This is a genomic window from Mycolicibacterium wolinskyi, from assembly GCF_002101965.1.
Classification (GTDB): Bacteria; Actinomycetota; Actinomycetes; order Mycobacteriales; family Mycobacteriaceae; genus Mycobacterium; species Mycobacterium wolinskyi.
Map to the genome: position 1 here is coordinate 37,956 of NZ_LQQA01000012.1, position 18,859 is coordinate 56,814.

Genomic DNA, 18,859 nt, shown 5'->3' on the forward strand with positions numbered 1-18,859 from the left:
GTCCACACGCCATGAGTTTCTGCGACTGATAGTACTGACTTAGATAGTAGATATGGCGAGCCGATGGTCGATGCCAATTCGGGCGCTCCAACAACGCCGTATTCGCCATGCCCGGACAGAGTTCGCGCACCGCACACGGGACCGTTACCACACCGAGACTGTGACGGGTGTTTCCCATGGGGCAGCAGTGATATACGGTGCAACTACGTACTGGATATCTCCTTAGTGGCCAAGTGCCCGAGGCGTGATCCAGCCGGCTCTGACCTGCTGACGGTGCGGCGCGCACCCCGCTGAGGGAGATCTTCGATGAGGCCTGTCTGCCGCCTTGCCGGTTGCCTCACGGCAGCTGCGATCGCTGTGACCGGCGTGACCGTCACCAGCCCCACCGTCCAGGCGTCCCACAACGGCCAACAGCACTCCGACACCTCACAGGTGGCCGCCTTGGTGGCCGAACTCGCCGAGGCCAACCAGCAGTTGGCCGATGTCGGCGCGCTGATCCAAGCTCAGCAGGAAGGCGTGAACAAGGCACTGCTGGAGGTCTCACAAGCCCGCGACACCGCGGCTACGGCCCGCCGCGACGCCGAACTCAGTCAGCAACACCTCGCCGAGGCGGCCGCGGCCATCGACGCCGCGCAGCGACGCTTCGACCAATTCGCTGCCGCCAGCTACATCAACGGACCACCCAAGGCGCTCATCGTGGCGCCAAGCCCCGACGACATCATCGCCGCGGCCAGCGCCGACCAGACGCTGTCCATCGGGCATCGCAACGCGCTGACCGAGCTGCACCGTGCCCGCACCGAAAAAACCAATCAGGATTCGTTGGCCCGCGCAGCCCAGCAGCGTGCCGACCAAGCCCTCGCCGATGCCCAGCGCCGCCAGGACGCCGCGGTGGCGGCATTGACCGAGGCGCAACGCCAATTCGGCACCCAACAAGCCGAAGTCGACCGTCTCGTGGCCGCCCGAGGCTCTGCGCAGGCCCGACTGGATGCGGCACGTCCCGCGGCCACGGTCAACACCAGCTGGGACCGGTTGCCCGCCGGCCCGCCAGCCGGGCCGCGCAGTGAGGCCGGCCAGTGGGACACCACCCTGCCCATGGTGCCCAGCGCCAACGTGGCCGGTGATCCGATCGCCATCATCAACACGGTGCTGCAGATCTCGGCGACCTCAGCGCAGCTGACGGCCGACATGGGCCGTAAATTCTTGGCCGGTCTGGGAATCTTGCCGCAGGCGGCGGCGCCGGCCGATCCCGGTTTCACCAACGGCCGCATCCCCCGTGTCTACGGCAGGCAGGCCTCCGAGTACGTCATCCGCCGGGCGATGTCACAGCTGGGTGTTCCCTATTCGTGGGGTGGCGGCAACGCCAACGGCCCGTCACGCGGCATCGATCAGGGCGCCAACACCGTCGGCTTCGACTGCTCGGGTCTGATCCTCTACGCATTCGCCGGAGTGGGCATCAAGCTCGACCACTATTCGGGCTCTCAGTACAACGCGGGACGCAAAATTCCCTCCTCCCAGATGCGCCGCGGTGACCTGATCTTCTACGGCCCCAACGCCAGCCAGCACGAAGCGATGTATCTGGGCAACGGCCAAGTGATCGAAGCTCCGTTCACCGGTTCGCAAGTCCGTATCGCGCCGGTGCGCACCAGCGGCATGATGCCGTATGTCACCCGCCTGATCGAGTACTGACCTGTCGCGCCCTCCCACCGTGTACCCGTTCGACGGTTACCCGGTGTAGTCCAGGCGGGTCATCATCCCCGCCTCCTGGTGATAGGTGTTGTGGCAGTGCAGCATCCACACGCCGGGGTTGTCAGCGACGAACGTCACCCGCAGCTTCTGCATGGGCAACACGATCACGGTGTCTTTGCGTGCACCCAGGCGCCCGTCGTCGCCCACCACCTGAAATGTGTGCCCGTGCAGATGCATCGGATGCCACATCATCGACGAGTTGGTGAACGTCAGCGCCACCCGCTGCCCTTCTCGCACGGCCAGGGGTCGGGTTTTGCTGAACGCCAGGCCATTGATCGTCCAGTCGTAGTTCATCATCGACCCGCCCAGCTCGGCCGGCAGCTCGGCATCGGTGGGTGACTCGGGGAAAGTGGCCTGCGGCGTCGCGGTGAACGACGAGACCGTGCCGACGCGGCCTTGAAGCTCGGGTGGCGCGAAGTCGGGTGACGGCGCTGACCCCGCCCCCGTCACCAGCAGAGCCCGTGTCGATGCCTTCTTGCCCTCAGCAGCCGCCACCAGTGGGAACACCCCGTCTGCGGCGGTCACCGTCACGTCATAGCGTTCGCCCATCCCGATCAGCAGTGCATCGACCTCGGTCGGAACGACAGGAAATCCGTCGGTGTGCGTGACGGTCATCGGGTGGTCAGCCAACGCGACCCGAAACGCGGTGTCGGAGCCGGCATTGATGAATCGGATCCGTATCCGCTGACCGGGACGCGCCCGGAAACTATGCGGCGCCTGCGCATTACGGCCGTTGATCACATACATCGGATACTCGACATCGCCGGCGTCTCCGCCGAGCAGATCGCTGGCAGCGCCCATCGAGCTCATCCCAGCGCCCCCGCTCATGCCCGGCATGTCGCCCATCCCGGGCATGTCGTGGCCCCCTCCGGACCCGCTGCGGAGGCGGTCATAGATCTGTGCCGGGCTGGAACCGACGCCGTCGGTCCAGTCGTCGAGCATCACCACCCACTCCGCGTCGTAGCGGCCCGGTTCGGCCGGGTCATCGGCGATCACCGGGAAGTACAAGCCCGTGTCGGCGTCCAGGCCGACATGCGGGTGGGCCCAGTAGGTGCCGGGATGGGGCAGTGAGAACCGGTAGGTGAACTCGCTGCCGTCGTCGACATCGGGGGTGGCAGGTGATGCGCCGTCCATATCGTTGCGCAGCGCAATGCCGTGCCAGTGCACCGATGTCGCATGGCCGAGTCGATTGCGCAGCGTGACCTTCAGTTCGTCGCCGACCGACGCCCGCACCAGCGGACCGGGCACACTGCCGTTGTAGGCGATCGTCTCGGCGACTCTGCCGCCAAGGTCGACGCGGGTCCGCTCGGCGGTCAGGGTGGTGGATACGGTCCGGCCGCTGTGGGGGCGACGCGCCTCCGCGGCAGCGATGGCGTCCGATGAAGCGTCGGTGGATGCCGAGGTGGCGGCATCGCGCTGACACCCCGCGACCACCGTGGCGCCCAACGCGGCGGTGGCCAGGAGGAAACCGCGGCGGCTTACCCGCGCCCTGCTGTCGCAGTCATCCATTGCCCGTAGCCTCCTGCTGTCTGCCGTCGCGGGATGTTCGTGCTTTGTGACCGTGCCCCGCCGGGTTCATCAGTGTCGCGCGGGCCGGCCGCTCATCGCGGGTGCCGTGTCCGAACAACACGGTGGCGGTGATGAGCGCGGTCAGCCAACACAGCATCACCGCGCCGGTCAGCAGCACCACCGTGTCCCAGTCACCGCTGATGTCCATCACGTTCAGCGTCGATCGCGCAGCCATGTCGGTCTCCTTCGCCCACTACCATGACCGGTGCACGGCAGTGAATCGATAAGGGTCGTGTGAAGATTCGTTGAAGAAGCTCGTCGGACGTTTGTGGCGTGGGTTCACTCGGCACCATGAACACCATGAACGCTGTGTCACGGCCACCGGTCGACGCTCCCGTGTTTCGGGCGCTCGTCGTCGACGATGAGACCGCCCTTGCCGAGGTGGTGGCCAGCTACCTGGTGCGCGAACAGTTCGCCACCCACGTCGCCCACACCGGCCCCGACGCGCTGGCGCTGGCCCGAACCGTCGACCCCGATGTCGTGGTCCTCGACCTTGGGTTGCCCGGCATCGACGGGCTGGAGGTCTGCCGGCAGTTACGTACCTTTTCTGACGCCTACGTCGTCATCTTGACCGCCTGTGACACCGAGATGGACACCATTCTGGGGTTGACCGTCGGCGCCGACGACTATGTCACCAAACCGTTCAGCCCGCGCGAATTGGTCGCCCGCATCCGTGCCATGTTGCGCCGCCCCCGCACCCCTGGGAGCCCAGCACCTAACAGGTCTCCGGCGCCCGCACCTGTCGAGATCGGCCCGCTGCGTATCGACGTGGCAGCTCGCGAAGTGACTCTGCATGGACAGCCAATCCGCTTGACCCGCATGGAATTCGACCTGCTGGCCGCCTTGGCGGCCCGTCCGGGTGTCGTGATGAGCCGCCGCCAGTTGCTGGAGGTGGTCCGCGGCGGCCCGTGGGTGGGCAACGATCACCTCGTCGACGTCCACATCGGACACGTGCGGCGCAAACTGGGTGACGACCCGGCCGCCCCTGGCTATGTCGTCACGGTGCGCGGCGTGGGCTATCGAATCGGGAACGGACAATGACGCATCCGACGGCGCAGCGCTTTTGGAGGACTCCCGGAATCGGGATGCGGCTGCTGATCGCGCAAACCGCGGTGCTGCTGGCCGGTGCAATCACCACGTGGTTGGTCGCCGCGGTTGTCGGGCCACCGCTGTTTCGTGAACACCTGCACCGTGCCGGTGTCCCCTCGGATTCTGCCGAAGAGCTGCATGCCGAGGAGGCCTACCAATACGCGACCATGCTGTCGCTGGGTGGGGCCGTCATTGTCGCGGCCGCCACAGCGATCTTGGTTACCTGGTATGTCAGTCGCAGGCTGCAACGCTCGGTCGCCGAGGTGGCCTCGGCGGCCAGCGGCGTCGCCGACGGCCGCTACGGCACCCGGGTGCCACCGCCGCGTTTGGGCGCCGACTTCGATTCGCTGGCACACGCGTTCAACCACATGGCCGCACAGTTGCAGGCCGTCGACGCCAACCGGCGCCAACTTTTCAGCGACTTGGCCCACGAGATCCGCACCCCGGTATCGGTCCTGGATGCCTACATCGAGGCTGTGGAGGACGGTGTGCGATCACTGACCCCCGACACCACAGCGATGCTGCGCGACCAAACCCGCAGACTCGTCCGCTTCGCCGAAGATGTCGCCGCGCTCGCCCAGGCAGAGGAAGGCACCGCCTCGATGTCGATGGCCGAGCTCGATATCACCGAGGTAATGCTCGGCGCAGCCACCGCGTTCACCGACCGCTTCCAGGCCAAGCAGGTGTCGCTGGAGACAGACCTGCCCTCGCCGCTGCCGCCCGCGTACGGCGACAGGCAGCGGCTGGCGCAGGTGCTCACCAACCTGCTCGACAACGCCCTGCGCCACACCCCACCGCATGGAACCGTCAGTGTCAATGCACGAACCCGCGGCGACCGCATCCTGCTCCAGGTCACCGACACCGGTGAGGGCATCTCCGCTCAGCACCTTCCTCATGTGTTTGACCGTCTGTACCGTGCTGATCCGGCCCGGACCCGCGATCACGGGGGATCAGGACTGGGGCTGTCCATCGTCAAGGCGATCGTCGAGGCGCACGGCGGCATCATCAGCGTGGAAAGCCCCAGCAGCACAGGACATACCACGTTTACCATCACACTGCCGGTCTCTGCCGCGCAGCGCGGCCGGCCGCCTATCAATTAGCGCCGTACTATAATGAGTCCGCAATCTCGCGCATGGTGGCAATCTCTTGCTGCTGTGCGGTGACGATGGACTGAGCCAGGGCAACGGCTGCGGGGAACTGCCCGGTGTCAATCTCGGTCTGGGCCATCGTGATCGCGCCGTTGTGGTGCTCAATCATCTGGGTAAGAAACAACTTCGAGGCCTCGGCGCCTTGAGCGTCGCGCAGCGCGGCCATGTCCTGCTCGGTCATCATGCCCTCGCCTGTGGTTCCCATATCGTGGCCGGGCATGCCCGGCATCGCACTATCTGATGGCGGTGCCGAGACACCCCAATCGTTCAGCCATCCTTGCATCTGGTCGATCTCGGGGCCTTGAGCCGCCTTGATGGCGTTGGCCAATGTCACCACGCGGGGGTCGATGTCCTGCTTGGCCAACACCACGTCGGCCATCTCGATCGCCTGACGGTGGTGAGGAATCATGCCTTGCGCGAACGCAACGTCTGCGTCGTTGTGCGCCTGGGCGGGCGCATCGCCGGCCGAAGCCGGGGCTGGTGTCGACGTCGAGGTCGTCATCGCCGACATATCGTGACTGTTGTCAGCGCTGCTGCAACCGCTCACCACCAGTGCCACGCCGACCACGCCCGCCGCCACCACGCCTAGCCGTTCAACTCGCATTCCAGTCCCTTTTCCATGTCATGGTGCTTACGTGCTGTCACTCCGACCGAGCAGCACCCACCCCGAGCCCGCGTCTGCTCAAGAATGCCCCTTTCATCCGGTAAGTGGTTCGACTTTCAATGAAGAACCCGTAAAGACTGCTCGCGCCGGGGGCACGCTCGCACCATCGCCGGCCCCAATCCGGGGTGGTCCAGGCCGCACACGATGTCAGACGCCCATCCACGGCTGGGTGAGCATCGCCGCGTGCAGCTGCTGGTTGATTTCGAGTGCGAGTAGCAACGTCGCCCCCATCGCGATGCGCAGCGGGCGCGGTAGGTCGACGACGATCCAGCGTCCACCGAACCTTTCGACGGCGGCGCGGACCAGCACAAGTACCGCAGCCAGGACCAAGACCGGTCCTGCCGGGTTGTAGTGCACCGCGGTGACGATGTCGCCGTGCAACGTCAGGTAGACCGATCGTGTTGCCCCGCACAGTGGATCCATCACACCGATCGCATGTAGTGGACCGTGCAGACTCGCGCGCGGGATACCCAGCACCGCAATAGCACTTGCTATTGCTAACCCACACAGCGCTGTCCACACCCAGCCCCGGTGAACGGGCCGGGTGGACAGTGTCGGCGTGAATCGATGGCCACAGCGGTGGCCATCGCCCTCGGCGAACATTGATGGCCCTTCTCGCTCAACTGAAGGCTAGCCCGAACATCGTCGCAGCGCGCCCGTCACCACACGCGTCTACCAGCGTCGTGCGTTGTGGATCGGCGCGGATGAGATCGGGGCCACCCGCACTGGTGTACCAAATGTTGAGGCGTGCACCATCATCCCGTCGCCGATGTAGATCCCCGCGTGCGAAACATCGTCGTAGAACGTGACGATATCTCCAGGTTGCAGATCCGACACGGCCACCGGCTGGCCACCGGCAGCCAAGGCTTGACTGGAGTGCGGAAGCGATTTGCCTGTCTGCTGGAAGGCCCACATGATCAACCCCGAACAATCGAACGCATCCGGTCCGGCAGCTCCCCAGGAATACGGCGCCCCCACACGCGTCAAGGCTGCTTGCACAACGAGCGCGCCCTGGCCTGAAGGTTCGGGTGTGCTGCCCTGCGGGGGCCCGTCGCCGGGCACAGGCGGGGCGGGCAGCGCCACCACCGCAGGGTCCGGCGCGACGCCCGGCGGCACCGCACCAGGGGGTGGCGGGGGCCCGAGATCGGCCAGTGTGGCGCGTTGATCGGGGGTCAACTCCTCGTATTGTGCCTGCACAGCGCTGATTTCGCGTTGCAGCTGGCTTTGTTTGGCCTGTAGTTCGGCGCGTACGGCTGCGGCTTGCTCGGCTGCCGAGCGCGCCGCGGCCGCCGATGCCTCAGAGCTGCGGGCCGCCGTTTGCGCTTGCTCGTGAGCGATCCTGAACGCGCGGATCTGGTCAGTCATCTGTGTCGACATCGCACGTTTGGTCGCCAATTCGTCGATGAGTTGCTGCGGTGACTCGGCTGTCAGTACGGCCGTCCACCCGTCGGGATTGCCGCCCATGTAGGTGGCCGCGGCGATCTTGTCGACCGCCAACTTCTGGCGCTGCAGCTGATCACTGGCGGCCGTCAGCGCCGTCTCATCGCGGATCTTCAGCGTTTCGGCGTCGCGTTGGGCGGCCAGTTTGGTGTCGAGGTCGAGCTGCGCCGCGTGCATGGCCTCGGTGGTCTGCTCGGATCTGCGGGACAGCTCGTTGAGCGTGGCCAACGCATCAGAGGCGGGGTCGGCGTTGACGCCGGCCGATACCCCGATCACCGACATCGTCACTGCTACAAGCACACTGGCGAGCAATCGCGCTGTACGCGTTCGCCTCAAACGAGTGGTTGGCAAGACGTGACCCTTCGCGCCGAGTCTTAATTCCTTAGTACGTACGTACGTAGCGCCCAGATAGATTACGAAATGGTAACGTGTTGTCCATGATGCCGGCGCTCGCCGTCGCCGGCCGAGATCACATCAGGCTCGGGGCCGCAGTCCGTCGGTAACGAGGCAGACCAGGCGTTGCAGTTCGTCATCGGTGGTCACTGTGGCTGCGGCGTTGAGGGCATGCAGACAGTAGCGGGCTAACTCGCCGGCATCGACATCGTCGCGCACGGCCGGGGTGCCAGCCGATTCCTCGATGAGCCCGCGCACCAAGTTGCAGAGCCGGTCGTGGGCGACAATGACGTGATGGCTGGGATGCAGCAGTTGCACGAGGGCGGTGTCGTGGCCGCGGCGCTGGTGCACGATGCGGGCGTACGCCGTCAGGACCGCATCGAGTCGTTGCGGGCCTGAGCCGTCGCGGATCTGCTGCAATTGGTGGAGGTGTTCGTCGACCTGGCGGTCATGCCAGGCGTGCAGGATGGTCTCGACGTCGGGAAAGTATTTGTAGAGCGTGGCCCGGCCGATGCCGGCCTGTTCGGCGACCTGCGCCATGGTGACGGCGCGAAGCCCCACCTCGCTGACCAGTGCTGCTGCGGCATCCAGGATCGACTGCCGCACGTTGCGGCGGTGGGACTCGATTGTGTCGTTCCAGAGCTTCGGCACGCTCCAACGATACAACTCAACCACAGAGACGACGGAAAGTCTTGACTATAGACACGATGTCTCGTTAAATCGTCTGGGAAGCCGACGAGGAGCAACCGTCATGGACGACTTTGCACATGGCCTGCACCCGCTGCATCGCGCCACGGGACCTGACGATCTCTACGACACCAAACCGCCCTGGGATATCGACCGGCCACAGAGGGTCTTTCAGGATCTCGCCGATGCGGGCCGCATCGTGGGGCGTGTCCTCGACATTGGCTGTGGCACCGGCGAGCATGCCCTGATGGCCGCCGCGCGTGGTTGCGAGGCCGTCGGGGTGGACCAGTCGGCGCGGGCGTTAGAGCTCGCGAAGGCGAAGGCTGCCAGACGAGGTCTTGCCGTCCGCTTTGTTCGACACGATGCCCTCGAACTGGCTGAACTCGGTGAGCGCTTTGACACCGTGATCGACAGCGGGCTATTTCACATCTTCACAGAACCGGCCCGAAGGGCCTATGTCGCCACTGTCGCCAGTGTGGTGGACCCGGGCGGCAAGCTGTTTGCGCTCGGGTTCAGCGATCGCGAACCCGGCGACTGGGGCCCCCAGCGCCTCACGCGGAACCAGATCATCGCAGCATTCAGCGAACTCTGGCAGATCGAGGCGATCGAACCCGCCACTCTCGACATTACCGTTGCGCCACACCGGATCGCGGCGTGGTTGGTCGAACTGACCCGGCGGTGAGGATGGCGACCCGGGTAGCTCATCTCGCCACCGACACCCCCGACCGCTATCTGCGCCAGATGCGCCGCCACGCCCAAATGTTCGCCAGTCGCGTCGGCCGACCGTCGCGGCTACACACTGCTGGGGCGCAGGCGTCCGCCGCGCTTGACGTCCGCGTCGAATGCACCGGCGGCAACGCCACGATCACGTTCAACCCTCGGGGACGCTGCCGACTTCACGCCGAGGGGACGCAGCTGGTGATTCGGGTCGATAACGACGATGAGGCCGGACTGCGTCAGATCACCCACATCGTGACCCCCGACATCGCCAGATTCAGTGGCGGCATTCTACGTCCGGTCTGGACGAGCATCGGTGGGCCTGACACGCTCGACCATCGACGGTCGTGACGAGGATGGCGATGCCACGACGGGGACGGTGGTTGGCGGTGGCAGCGATCGTGATGGTGCTCGGCGCGCATCTGGGTGTCGGTGCGACGCTGATCAACCAGTGGGGCTTTTCGGTGGGCGTAGGTATCGCTCTCCTCGTCGCGAAACTGGTTGCCGGCGTGGGTGTTCACGCGACACGGCGATGGCGTTATCACCAGCACCGCGCTGTGAAGTGCGCCGACCCGGCACGCGGTCATGGCCGCCGGCGATGGCGGCTGGGGCGTGGCGCCTGACTGCTCAGGTTTCGATAATGCGTGTCAGGTAGGGCGACATTCCCGCGGTGCGCAGCGGGTTGATACTGACCTTGCCGTAGCTGCTGGCCGATTCGAGCACCCGGCCGCTACCGAGGTAGATCGCCACGTGCTGGGTGCCTCCCGGCCCGTAGAAGATCAAATCGCCGCGCTTGGCTTGAGAGGGTGGAACCTTACGGCCGGTGTTGTACTGGTCGCCGGAGAATTTCGGAATTAACACACCCACACCGGCGAAGGCGAACTGGGTGAACCCCGAACAGTCGAATCCGACGGTGTTGGCACCGGAGTCGACCCCGCGCGTCGGGCCGGTCGGCTTACCGCCGCCCCAGGAGTAGGGAACCCCGGCCTGTGAGGCGCCGCGGCGTATGACGTATTCGATCGCCTGGCGGCCGTTGACGCGGCCGAGGCGGCCGGCCGCCGCGGTGGGCGGTCCCGCATCGCCTCCGATGCCGAGGCTGCTGAGGAACCGGCGCCCCAGGTCCATCGTCGCTTGCGTGGCAAGCTGACTGGCTTGCAGTGAGGCGTTGGCGATGGCGACCGGGTCACCTGGCGCTCCGGAACTCACCACCTTCGGCAACGTAGGGTCCCACTGATCAGGCTGCGCGGCGGCAGGTACGGCCGAGGCGATCATCAGCCCCAGCGCGACCGCAACCGACGTCCATCGGCCAATCACCGTGCCGGCACGCTGCGCCACTCGGAGAGTAGAACCGTGACCGAAACGCATTGCTGCAGAGCCGCATCCTAGCCGCGTGAGGCGTTCACCGACGCTCTGGTTGACGGTGCACGTGCCCATGTGGATCACTTCCTGCAAAACGGCTCATCCGGCGCGTCTGGCCGATGGACCTCTCACGGCAGCGCGAACTATCTGCAACATACAACACAGCCGTCACAGTTGTATCTGCAGTCACGGGACTCGATTTCGTAACGCCCGCCGGGTCCGAGCCCGACTAGGTGTCGCATGAGACGCGTGACATGGGCAAAAGTCCAGTACGGTGTCACTTAGTACGTACTGCGATAGCAGGCAAAGAAAAAGTCAGGCCGGCGCACGGCTTTACGGAATCTTCATCGAAAGACGAGTGCAGCTACATTCCTGCCGGGAATGCTGGAGGGCGACGAGGTGTGCAGTTCGTGGTCACAGGTTTTGGCCCGGGCGCACGAAGTGTATTGACACGCCAGCCCGCCAACGGCGCTGCCAGAAAGGGATAACGATGCTTGGGATCGGTTCGGTGGCGGGTCGGCGCCGGCTGATGCTGGTGATCGCGGCGACATCGGCGCTCGCCCTTGTGGTCAGCGCTTGCAGTGGCGCTCCGACGGCCAGCTCTCCCGGGCCGCCGGTGATCGCGGACAAGGGTGATCCGTTCAGCGACCTGCTGGTGCCCCGGCTGCAGTCCACGGTGACTGACGGCGCCGTCGGTGTCGCGGTGGACGCCCCTGTGACGGTCAGCGCCAGCGAAGGCGTGCTGGGCACCGTGACCATGGTCAACGCTGCGGGAACTCCCGTCGATGGCCAGCTCAGCCCGGATGGCGTGACCTGGTCGACCGCCGAACCGCTGGGCTACAACAAGCAATACACACTGAGCGCCGAGGCGCTCGGGCTCGGCGGCATGGCCCGCACGCAGATGCGCTTTCAAACCCAGTCGCCGGAAAACCTCACCATGCCCTACGTCCTGCCCAACGACGGTGAAGTGGTCGGTGTCGGACAACCCATCGCGATCCGGTTCGACGAGGACATCACGAATCGGCTGGCCGCGCAAAACGCCATCACCGTGCGCGCGACACCGTCAGTCGACGGTGCCTTCTACTGGCTCAACAGCCGCGAAGTCCGTTGGCGCCCGGCCAAATACTGGAAACCCGGAACCACCGTCGAAGTAACCGTCAAAGCCTACGGCGTCGATCTGGGCAACGGCTTGTTCGGCCAGGACGACGCCTCCACCCGGTTCACCATCGGCGACGAAGTGATCGCGACCGCCGATGACGCCACCAAGACCCTCACCGTGCGCCGCAACGGCGAAATCGTCAAAACCATGCCGATATCGATGGGCAAGGACAGCACACCCACCGACCGCGGCACCTACATCATCGGAGACAGGTACTCCAACCTCGTCATGGACTCCTCCACCTACGGGGTCCCGGTCAACTCTCCCGACGGATACCGCCTCGAAGTCGACTGGGCCACCCAGATGTCCTACAGCGGCATCTACGTACACTCGGCCCCCTGGTCGGTCAGCAGCCAAGGACGCACCAACGTCAGCCACGGCTGCCTCAACGTCAGCCCGAGCAATGCCCTGTGGTTCTACGACAACACCAAACGCGGCGACGTCGTTGAAGTGGTGAACACTCGTGGCTCCACCCTCTCGGGCACCGACGGCCTCGGGGACTGGAACATCCCGTGGGATCAATGGCAGGCCGGAAACGCCGAACTCTAACCTCACGCGGCCGGCGTCTTGATGTGGCTGCCCGGCGTCGTCGCGTGACCCGACCGGCCCTACGCAAGAGCTCCTACTATCGAGTTACGTACACAGATGATGTGCGTGCCGCAGTGAGGTGACCATGCGATCGAACATTGTTGCGCTGGTCGGCGCGGCGGCGCTGGTGATCAGCGCGTGCTCCACCACGACTACTCCTCAACCCGGCCAAGAAACGCCGGACGGCATGGCACATATCCACGGCCTAGGGATCAACCCGGCCGACGGTGCTCTATACGCCGGCACCCACTACGGGGTGTACCGGATCGCTGCCGACCGCAAGCCCGCGCGGGTGAGCGACGTGGTCCAAGACTTCATGGGTTTCACCGTCGTCGGACCCGACCATTTCCTCGGCAGCGGCCACCCCGCCGAACATGCCGCCGACCAGCCACCCAACCTCGGCCTGATCGAGAGCACGGACGGCGGACGCTCCTGGACACCCGTATCGCTGAGCGGGAACGCCGATTTCCATGCGCTGGAGTACCGAGACGGACTCGTCATCGGACTCGACAGCACCACCCGCACCGTCATGGTCAGCACCGACCAACACACCTGGCAGCCGCGAGCGACGCTGCGCGCCATCGATATCGCCGTCTCACCAGACAACCCTAATGAAGTCCTGGCCACCACGGCCCAAGGTGTCATGCGCAGCACCGACCAAGCCGCAACATTCACCCCCGCCGGCACCGGACCCGCACTGGCCTTCGTCGCCTGGCCCGACGACGGCCCGCTCATCGGCGTCGACCCCGCTGGCGCAGTGTATGTGAGTCCCGATGCCGCACGCACCTGGAAACAGCGCCGCGAACTGCATCAACAGCCCCAGGCGCTACTCGCCGCCGGCGACGGAGTCGTCTACCTCGCCACCGACACGGTGATACACCGATCGACAGACAACGGCACGACATTCGAGATCTACTATGCCCTCGAACAACCCTGACCCCCAGCAGTACGTCCGCGCCCAGCCGGACCGCTCGGACCTCTCGCCGACGGCTGTCGGCTGGACTGTGGCCAAGCTGGCAACCGCGACGGGGGAAACCCCGAAGACCTCCTCGACTACGCGCGAACAGGCCTACTGACTCGCACACCCGATGGGGTGTTCACACCGAACGCTCTGCGCCGCACACAATTGATCCAGTTCGCACGCAGCCGCGGCATCAGCGGACACGACTTGGCGGCAGCACTGGCGAACCAGGGTGACCTGCTCAACCGCTTCAACACCGCCGAACCAGCCGACACCGCAACCCATCACATCACACACCTGGCCCGCGAAGCCGCCCTCGACACCGAGGTGATCGACGAACTGCTGCCGATCATGGGCTGGGACAGCATCGTTACCGGCGCCGACATTGCCGCCGCGCACCGGATCGCTGCTGCGCTGCGCCTCGGGATGCCGCGCGAGGCGCTGATGCAGCTGCTGCGGGTGTTCAGCGACACTGCCGACCGCCTGGCAGACTCGGTGCTGCGGACGTTTCACGACTACGTTCACGGACCCCGTCGCGCCCAAGGCCTTTCAGGCTCCGAGCTGCTGGACGCCAGCGAACCGATCGCCGGACCCCTGCTCGACATGGTGGAACCCTCCGTCGTCTATTTCCACCGACGCGCACTCGAACGCGCTCACCGCGAAGACTTCCTTCGCCATCTCACCGAGCCCGACACCCCACCGGCGGCGGTGCCCGGCCAAGAACACCTCACCGTCCTGTTCATCGACCTGGCCAGTTTCACCCCACTCACCGCAACCATGGGCGATCATGTCGCAGCCGATGTACTTCGCACGTTCGCGTTAGCGGTGCGGAGCCACGCCAAGCATCATCGCGGCCGGATCATCAAACAGATCGGCGACGAATTCATGCTGATGTTCACCCGCCCCGGTGACGCCGTCTCGTTCGGCCTCGCCATAGACGACTTAGTCAACACCCAACCCCAATTCCCGGCCCTGCACATCGGTGCGCACACCGGACCAGTGCTCTTCCGAGAAGGTGACTACCTGGGCGCCACAATCAACCTCGCCGCCCGCGTCGCATCGGCGGGAACCACCGGCCAGTTCCTCATCACGCGAGAACTCCACTCCGCAGCCACAGACTGCCCTGAGGCGCGATTCACCCCGCTGCCCCCGAAGCGGCTCAAGGGAATCCCCGAACCGGTGCATCTCGTCGACGTAAGGCACAGCGCGCCAGCGCGCGCCGACCGGCGCACCGATCCCGTCTGCGGGATGCTGCTGGACCCCGCAGATGTCGCAGCCACCACCGATTGGCACGGAATGACATTCGACTTCTGCAGCCACCGCTGTCACAACGCCTTCACCGCACAACCCGAACGCTTCGCCAACGCCGCGGGCCAGTCCGTCCACCACCCGACATGACCAACCGCTCTCACAGTCACCAGCGTTCAAACTACTATTCATGTACGTAACTAGTAGACTGTGCGACTAGCCGCGACACCCATCCGCCGGGCGTGATCGGTGACTAAGATCCGCATCCAAGGAGGCCCCATGCACCGCCAGAGACTCCTCTGGGTCGCCACGATTCTGACAACTCTGACGCTTGCCTCATCACTGGTGAGCGGCCCACCCGCCCTCGCAGAGCCCGAAGGCCCACTGCCCCCGGCGCCTGTTGGGCCGATACAGCTGCCGCCCTCCGACCCGTTGGCACTGCCGCCAGCAGGTGACCCGCTTCCAGTACCAGCGGCCCCACTGGGCCAACCGGCCGGCACCGGCACCCCGGCCGGCCAGAATCCGCTGCCGTTCACCGGCCAACCGCCCTTCCTGCCACCATCGTTCAATCCGGTCAACGGATCGCTGGTCGGTGTCGCCAAGCCGATCTACATCAACTTCCAGCGCCCCATCGCCGACCGGCAGATGGCCGAGAATGCCATTCACATCTCCTCCAGCCCGGCCGTGCCCGGCAAGTTCTACTGGATGAGCGACACGCAAGTTCGTTGGCGTCCAATCGATTTCTGGCCGGCCGGCACCGTGGTCAACATCGACGCCGCCGGCACCAAATCGAGTTTTCGCGTCGGCGATGCGCTGGTGGCCACCATCGACGACAAAACCCACCAAATGGAGGTCGTCCGCAACGGCAAGCTCGAAAAGACCTTCCCCATATCACTAGGCAAGCCCGGCTACGAAACCCCCAATGGCACCTACTACGTTCTGGAGAAGTTCGCCGACATCGTCATGGATTCCTCCACCTACGGGGTCCCGGTGAACTCACCGGAAGGCTACAAACTCAAGGTCCAAAACGCCGTCCGCATCGACAACAGCGGCATCTTCGTTCACAGCGCCCCGTGGTCGGTAGCCGACCAAGGCAAGCGCAACGTCAGCCACGGGTGTCCAAACCTCAGCCCCGCCAACGCCCAATGGTTCTTCGACAACTTCGGCAGCGGAGACCCTGTCGTCGTCAAGAACTCCGTGGGCCTCTACGACCAGCCTGACGGAGCCCAAGACTGGCAAATCTGACCGCATAACAAGGGACCCGGCGAACCTCACCACGCGTCACAGGCTGCTCACGACGCCCAAATTCGTGCGCCCAGCAGCTCGACGCGATGTTTCCGCGCACCGACTCCGGGGTAGGCCGATGAGATCTACGGACCACCACAGTAGAAAGCGAGGCCCGCAATGACCACCACCGCCACCATGCTCCAAACCCATCCTGGCCAGATCCCACAAAGCCAGTTGGAAGTCTTGGCGCAATGCCTCGACGCCTGCCAGGAATGCGCGCAGGCCTGCACCCAGTGCGCCGACGCCTGCCTCAGCGAGCAATCAGTCGACCGACTCGCCGCCTGCATAGCCACCAACCTCAATTGCGCCGACATATGCGCTGACACCGCACAGATCATCGGACGACGCACCGCATTCAACGCTGAAGTCGCCAAAGCCGTACTCACCGCTTGTGAAACAACGTGCCGCGCCTGCGCACAAGAATGCGACCAGCATGCTCCGCACCACCAACACTGCAAGGTCTGCGCAGACGTCTGCCGACGTTGCGAGCAAGCTTGCCGGGACCTGCTAGCTCAGCTCGACTGATTACATACCCAGCCTCACGGACCGGTTGTCTGGCTGCCGCGACTTCCTTGGTTCTACCATACCCCTGGGGGGTACGGTAGAACGTATGTCGATGCCGATACGCGACCGATTTGGAGGCACACACGTCGACGAGAACTGCGACCAGACAGACCAACCTGTGTACGGCCGTGCAGCCACCGGAGCACGGTTGCGGGACAACTCCCAACGCACAAAGGCTTCAACGGCATCGTCCCGGTATTGATCGACAACCCACAGACAACGCTGGTCGGGCCAGGCTTACCGGAGCACGATTCGACCACGATGCCCGCATGCCCCGCCGGGCACCCCAACTCGACGAGGACAGAGGTTATGGCTATCGAATCCCACCATCACCATCAAGCCGACCACCACAGCGCGCATAACCACAGCTCGCACACGGATCATGAGCACCACACCGGCAACGTCAACGCGATGGCAGTCAGCGCGACACTGCACTGCCTCACCGGCTGCGCCATCGGCGAGATTGTCGGCTTGATCATCGGCACCGCACTCGGTTTCACGAACCTGGCCACCATCGCGCTCGCCGTCGCCCTGGCATTCCTCTTTGGCTACACCCTGTCGACACTGCCGCTACTCAAAGCTGGCCTGGCGATCGGCACGGCGCTCAGCGTGGTTCTGGCCGCCGATACACTCTCGATCGCGACCATGGAGATCGTCGACAACCTGGTTATGGCCGTCATCCCCGGCGCGATGAACGCCGGCCTGGTCAACCCCATCTTCTGGATCGGGATGATCATCGCGCTGTCTGCCGCCTTCTTCGCCGCCTACCCGGTGAACCGATATCTACTGCAAAAAGGCAAAGGACACGCACTGACACACCCGTACCACGGGGGCGGCAGCCACGACATCGCCGGCATTCGCCGGTTCATCCCCTCACTGAGCACTCCGACATTGATTGCAGCAATCACAGCGTTCATGCTCGGTGGCCTGGTCGTTGCCCTCGCAGACCAACTCGAGACACCCGACACGACCGCCTCTCACAGCCAAACCCCACCACCCCAGCAGTTGACACCATGACCGACATCAGAATCGTTCGAAAGACTGTGCCGTGTAGGTGATTCTGGTGTTGCCGCCCGGGGTGGTCTCGGTTTTCATGATGGCCTGGACACGGATGCGCTCGCCGACGGCCAGGGCTCGGGTTTGGCTGGGGTCGGCGCGGCCGAGCTTGACGGTGACCGCATCCCCGTCGTCTCTTGTTGGATCACCCAGGAACTCACCGCGGAGACCGTGAGGTATTCGCCGACGATGGTCACCGGTTGTTCGTCGAGTTTGGCGTGTTCGACGACGTAAGCCATATGACGCGCAGCGCGAGCGGTCACGCTGACCCGTCGTGTCGACCGTGACGGCTGGCGCCAGTCGACGTCGATGTCGAATCCGGCGCGCTCCAACGTTTTTGCCAAGTCCCGCACCGCCGAGGCCGTACGCGGTCCCATGTCGCCAAGTTGGTGGACGAAGGCGGACTGCTCGGGAACCGGGCCAATGTCGTTGCCCGCTGTGAACACATCGATGGCAGCGCCGACAGCCGTATCGAGCATCTGGTCGTGGGTCTCGAATTCATCGAGCATCCCCGGCGCGCCCGCCTCTTCGGCCGGCGAAAGAGCCGGGGTCAACGTCAGGATGATCGATCCGGGCGCCGGGGTTGCGGTCAGGAGTAGGTCGGTGCGACGTTTGACATCGGCATTGGGTTTCTTGCCCAACGCTTTATCACCGGATTGTGCCGCACCGACGGCGGTAGCGAGGCGTTGAAAGCCGGTCATGACCCGAGCTACCTCATTGACTTTGGCTGACGACCCGGTGACCCCGCCGCCGGTGATACGAATATTGCCCCGGGAGGACAAGGCGCGTCCCAAGGGGTCGGCGTCGGTCAGTGCCTCGATCCCAATCCGGGACAAGTCGTCGGCGGTGGTCCAGTCCGGCACGCGCTCATCGATGCCGGGGGCGCTCATGGCGGCCACGATCGCCGATTCCATCCTATCGAGGTCGTCGTCACCAATAGCCACCGATGACCACCTCCACATACCCTCGTCGCGGCACCGCATCCTCACGCACCGGCGCGGCTCCCCGCGGGCCGGACGCGACACGCTGCAGCAGGTCATCGACCTCGCCGCGGCGCGTCGTGTACTGGACGAAGTACTTATCGCGGTTTCGCATGTCGGGCTGACAATGCCAGGCCGCCAACGCAGTATCCACCTTCACACCGACAGCACGGCGCACCTCACCCGGTAACGCGAACGCCCGCA

21 protein-coding genes are annotated in these 18,859 nt (G+C 65.0%); 12 read left to right on the forward strand and 9 right to left on the reverse strand.

Annotated features, from left to right (window positions below):
- Nucleotides 1-306: 306 nt before the first annotated feature.
- Nucleotides 307-1,686 carry an NlpC/P60 family peptidoglycan endopeptidase RipA gene (ripA, locus tag AWC31_RS11400; RefSeq protein WP_085144383.1) on the forward strand — a complete coding sequence of 460 codons (1,380 nt, stop codon included), beginning with the start codon at nt 307-309 and terminating at the stop codon, nt 1,684-1,686.
- Nucleotides 1,687-1,722: 36 nt separating this feature from the next.
- On the opposite strand, the gene AWC31_RS11405 is transcribed toward ripA, so the two are convergent.
- Nucleotides 1,723-3,255, reverse strand: coding sequence for a multicopper oxidase family protein (locus AWC31_RS11405; RefSeq protein WP_085144384.1), 1,533 nt, complete (start codon nt 3,253-3,255; stop codon nt 1,723-1,725).
- Nucleotides 3,248-3,490 (reverse strand): hypothetical protein, encoded by a 243-nt coding sequence (locus AWC31_RS11410; RefSeq protein WP_085144385.1) that lies wholly within the window; start codon nt 3,488-3,490, stop codon nt 3,248-3,250. The genes AWC31_RS11405 and AWC31_RS11410 overlap by 8 nt, the downstream gene beginning before the upstream one ends.
- A 116-nt stretch (nt 3,491-3,606) precedes the next feature.
- Between AWC31_RS11410 and AWC31_RS11415 the strand changes: the two genes are divergently transcribed.
- Complete coding sequence (locus AWC31_RS11415; protein WP_085144477.1) at nt 3,607-4,356, forward strand: response regulator; 750 nt, start codon at nt 3,607-3,609, stop codon at nt 4,354-4,356.
- A complete protein-coding gene (locus AWC31_RS11420) occupies nt 4,353-5,504 on the forward strand; it encodes a sensor histidine kinase (RefSeq protein ID WP_085144386.1) in 1,152 nt (383 codons plus the stop codon). The genes AWC31_RS11415 and AWC31_RS11420 overlap by 4 nt, the downstream gene beginning before the upstream one ends.
- 7 nt (nt 5,505-5,511) lie before the next feature.
- Here the strand turns inward: AWC31_RS11420 and AWC31_RS11425 are convergent, their stop codons facing one another.
- The 4 genes from AWC31_RS11425 to AWC31_RS11440 all read right to left on the reverse strand — a co-directional run bounded on the left by AWC31_RS11425 (nt 5,512) and on the right by AWC31_RS11440 (nt 8,700).
- Nucleotides 5,512-6,156, reverse strand: coding sequence for a DUF305 domain-containing protein (locus AWC31_RS11425; protein ID WP_085144387.1), 645 nt, complete (start codon nt 6,154-6,156; stop codon nt 5,512-5,514).
- A 207-nt stretch (nt 6,157-6,363) separates the two neighbouring features.
- A complete protein-coding gene (locus AWC31_RS37360; RefSeq protein ID WP_165765945.1) occupies nt 6,364-6,639 on the reverse strand; it encodes a DUF2752 domain-containing protein in 276 nt (91 codons plus the stop codon).
- A gap of 249 nt (nt 6,640-6,888) precedes the next feature.
- Nucleotides 6,889-7,992 carry a peptidoglycan hydrolase RipC gene (gene ripC, locus AWC31_RS11435; protein ID WP_374214050.1) on the reverse strand — a complete coding sequence of 368 codons (1,104 nt, stop codon included), beginning with the start codon at nt 7,990-7,992 and terminating at the stop codon, nt 6,889-6,891.
- A 138-nt stretch (nt 7,993-8,130) separates the two neighbouring features.
- Entirely contained in the window at nt 8,131-8,700 is a 570-nt protein-coding gene (locus AWC31_RS11440) for a TetR/AcrR family transcriptional regulator (RefSeq protein ID WP_085144389.1), read from the reverse strand.
- Nucleotides 8,701-8,800: 100 nt separating this feature from the next.
- On the opposite strand from AWC31_RS11440, the gene AWC31_RS11445 reads away from it, so the two are divergent.
- Genes AWC31_RS11445 through AWC31_RS11455 form a run of 3 tightly spaced genes read left to right on the forward strand, consistent with a single transcriptional unit; the run spans nt 8,801 to nt 10,076 of the window.
- The gene (locus AWC31_RS11445; protein ID WP_085144390.1) at nt 8,801-9,418 is read left to right on the forward strand and encodes a class I SAM-dependent methyltransferase; all 618 of its coding nucleotides are present in this window, start codon (nt 8,801-8,803) and stop codon (nt 9,416-9,418) included.
- A 2-nt stretch (nt 9,419-9,420) separates the two neighbouring features.
- On the forward strand, nt 9,421-9,804 hold the full coding sequence (locus tag AWC31_RS11450) for a DUF2218 domain-containing protein (protein WP_085144391.1): 384 nt from the start codon (nt 9,421-9,423) through the stop codon (nt 9,802-9,804).
- 11 nt (nt 9,805-9,815) lie between these two features.
- A complete protein-coding gene (locus tag AWC31_RS11455; protein ID WP_133060141.1) occupies nt 9,816-10,076 on the forward strand; it encodes a hypothetical protein in 261 nt (86 codons plus the stop codon).
- Nucleotides 10,077-10,080: 4 nt separating this feature from the next.
- Here the strand turns inward: AWC31_RS11455 and ripB are convergent, their stop codons facing one another.
- The gene (gene ripB / locus AWC31_RS11460; RefSeq protein WP_234816828.1) at nt 10,081-10,725 is read right to left on the reverse strand and encodes an NlpC/P60 family peptidoglycan endopeptidase RipB; all 645 of its coding nucleotides are present in this window, start codon (nt 10,723-10,725) and stop codon (nt 10,081-10,083) included.
- A gap of 577 nt (nt 10,726-11,302) precedes the next feature.
- Here ripB and AWC31_RS11465 point away from each other — a divergent pair.
- The 6 genes from AWC31_RS11465 to AWC31_RS11490 all read left to right on the forward strand — a co-directional run bounded on the left by AWC31_RS11465 (nt 11,303) and on the right by AWC31_RS11490 (nt 17,636).
- Nucleotides 11,303-12,520, forward strand: a complete 1,218-nt coding sequence (locus tag AWC31_RS11465) for a L,D-transpeptidase (RefSeq protein ID WP_085144394.1) — start codon at nt 11,303-11,305, stop codon at nt 12,518-12,520.
- Nucleotides 12,521-12,644: 124 nt separating this feature from the next.
- Nucleotides 12,645-13,496 carry a F510_1955 family glycosylhydrolase gene (locus AWC31_RS11470; protein WP_085144479.1) on the forward strand — a complete coding sequence of 284 codons (852 nt, stop codon included), beginning with the start codon at nt 12,645-12,647 and terminating at the stop codon, nt 13,494-13,496.
- Between the two features lie 156 nt (nt 13,497-13,652).
- Nucleotides 13,653-14,918, forward strand: a complete 1,266-nt coding sequence (locus AWC31_RS11475) for an adenylate/guanylate cyclase domain-containing protein (protein ID WP_234816811.1) — start codon at nt 13,653-13,655, stop codon at nt 14,916-14,918.
- A 129-nt stretch (nt 14,919-15,047) separates the two neighbouring features.
- Nucleotides 15,048-16,013, forward strand: coding sequence for a L,D-transpeptidase family protein (locus AWC31_RS11480; protein ID WP_085144396.1), 966 nt, complete (start codon nt 15,048-15,050; stop codon nt 16,011-16,013).
- Between the two features lie 159 nt (nt 16,014-16,172).
- A complete protein-coding gene (locus tag AWC31_RS11485) occupies nt 16,173-16,580 on the forward strand; it encodes a four-helix bundle copper-binding protein (protein ID WP_085144397.1) in 408 nt (135 codons plus the stop codon).
- Nucleotides 16,581-16,928: 348 nt separating this feature from the next.
- Nucleotides 16,929-17,636, forward strand: coding sequence for a DUF4396 domain-containing protein (locus AWC31_RS11490; protein ID WP_234816812.1), 708 nt, complete (start codon nt 16,929-16,931; stop codon nt 17,634-17,636).
- 74 nt (nt 17,637-17,710) lie between these two features.
- Here AWC31_RS11490 and AWC31_RS11495 read toward each other — a convergent pair whose 3' ends face one another.
- Together AWC31_RS11495 and AWC31_RS37365 are read right to left on the reverse strand one after the other, a co-directional pair.
- Nucleotides 17,711-18,619 (reverse strand): hypothetical protein, encoded by a 909-nt coding sequence (locus AWC31_RS11495; RefSeq protein ID WP_234816813.1) that lies wholly within the window; start codon nt 18,617-18,619, stop codon nt 17,711-17,713.
- Nucleotides 18,606-18,770 carry a hypothetical protein gene (locus AWC31_RS37365; RefSeq protein ID WP_165765946.1) on the reverse strand — a complete coding sequence of 55 codons (165 nt, stop codon included), beginning with the start codon at nt 18,768-18,770 and terminating at the stop codon, nt 18,606-18,608. Before AWC31_RS37365 ends, AWC31_RS11495 begins: the two co-directional genes overlap by 14 nt.
- Nucleotides 18,771-18,859: the final 89 nt, after the last annotated feature.

Excerpts from the sequence above, each read along its gene's own strand:
- ripA (WP_085144383.1), top strand. The coding sequence starts at position 307 with ATGAGGCCTGTCTGCCGCCTTGCCGGTTGCCTCACGGCAGCTGCGATC.
- AWC31_RS11405 (WP_085144384.1), bottom strand. The coding sequence starts at position 3,255 with ATGGATGACTGCGACAGCAGGGCGCGGGTAAGCCGCCGCGGTTTCCTC.
- AWC31_RS11410 (WP_085144385.1), bottom strand. The coding sequence starts at position 3,490 with ATGGCTGCGCGATCGACGCTGAACGTGATGGACATCAGCGGTGACTGG.
- AWC31_RS11415 (WP_085144477.1), top strand. The coding sequence starts at position 3,607 with ATGAACACCATGAACGCTGTGTCACGGCCACCGGTCGACGCTCCCGTG.
- AWC31_RS11420 (WP_085144386.1), top strand. The coding sequence starts at position 4,353 with ATGACGCATCCGACGGCGCAGCGCTTTTGGAGGACTCCCGGAATCGGG.
- AWC31_RS11425 (WP_085144387.1), bottom strand. The coding sequence starts at position 6,156 with ATGCGAGTTGAACGGCTAGGCGTGGTGGCGGCGGGCGTGGTCGGCGTG.
- AWC31_RS37360 (WP_165765945.1), bottom strand. The coding sequence starts at position 6,639 with ATGGATCCACTGTGCGGGGCAACACGATCGGTCTACCTGACGTTGCAC.
- AWC31_RS11445 (WP_085144390.1), top strand. The coding sequence starts at position 8,801 with ATGGACGACTTTGCACATGGCCTGCACCCGCTGCATCGCGCCACGGGA.
- AWC31_RS11450 (WP_085144391.1), top strand. The coding sequence starts at position 9,421 with ATGGCGACCCGGGTAGCTCATCTCGCCACCGACACCCCCGACCGCTAT.
- AWC31_RS11455 (WP_133060141.1), top strand. The coding sequence starts at position 9,816 with ATGCCACGACGGGGACGGTGGTTGGCGGTGGCAGCGATCGTGATGGTG.
- ripB (WP_234816828.1), bottom strand. The coding sequence starts at position 10,725 with ATGATCGCCTCGGCCGTACCTGCCGCCGCGCAGCCTGATCAGTGGGAC.
- AWC31_RS11465 (WP_085144394.1), top strand. The coding sequence starts at position 11,303 with ATGCTTGGGATCGGTTCGGTGGCGGGTCGGCGCCGGCTGATGCTGGTG.
- AWC31_RS11470 (WP_085144479.1), top strand. The coding sequence starts at position 12,645 with ATGCGATCGAACATTGTTGCGCTGGTCGGCGCGGCGGCGCTGGTGATC.
- AWC31_RS11480 (WP_085144396.1), top strand. The coding sequence starts at position 15,048 with ATGCACCGCCAGAGACTCCTCTGGGTCGCCACGATTCTGACAACTCTG.
- AWC31_RS11485 (WP_085144397.1), top strand. The coding sequence starts at position 16,173 with ATGACCACCACCGCCACCATGCTCCAAACCCATCCTGGCCAGATCCCA.
- AWC31_RS11490 (WP_234816812.1), top strand. The coding sequence starts at position 16,929 with ATGGCTATCGAATCCCACCATCACCATCAAGCCGACCACCACAGCGCG.
- AWC31_RS37365 (WP_165765946.1), bottom strand. The coding sequence starts at position 18,770 with ATGCGAAACCGCGATAAGTACTTCGTCCAGTACACGACGCGCCGCGGC.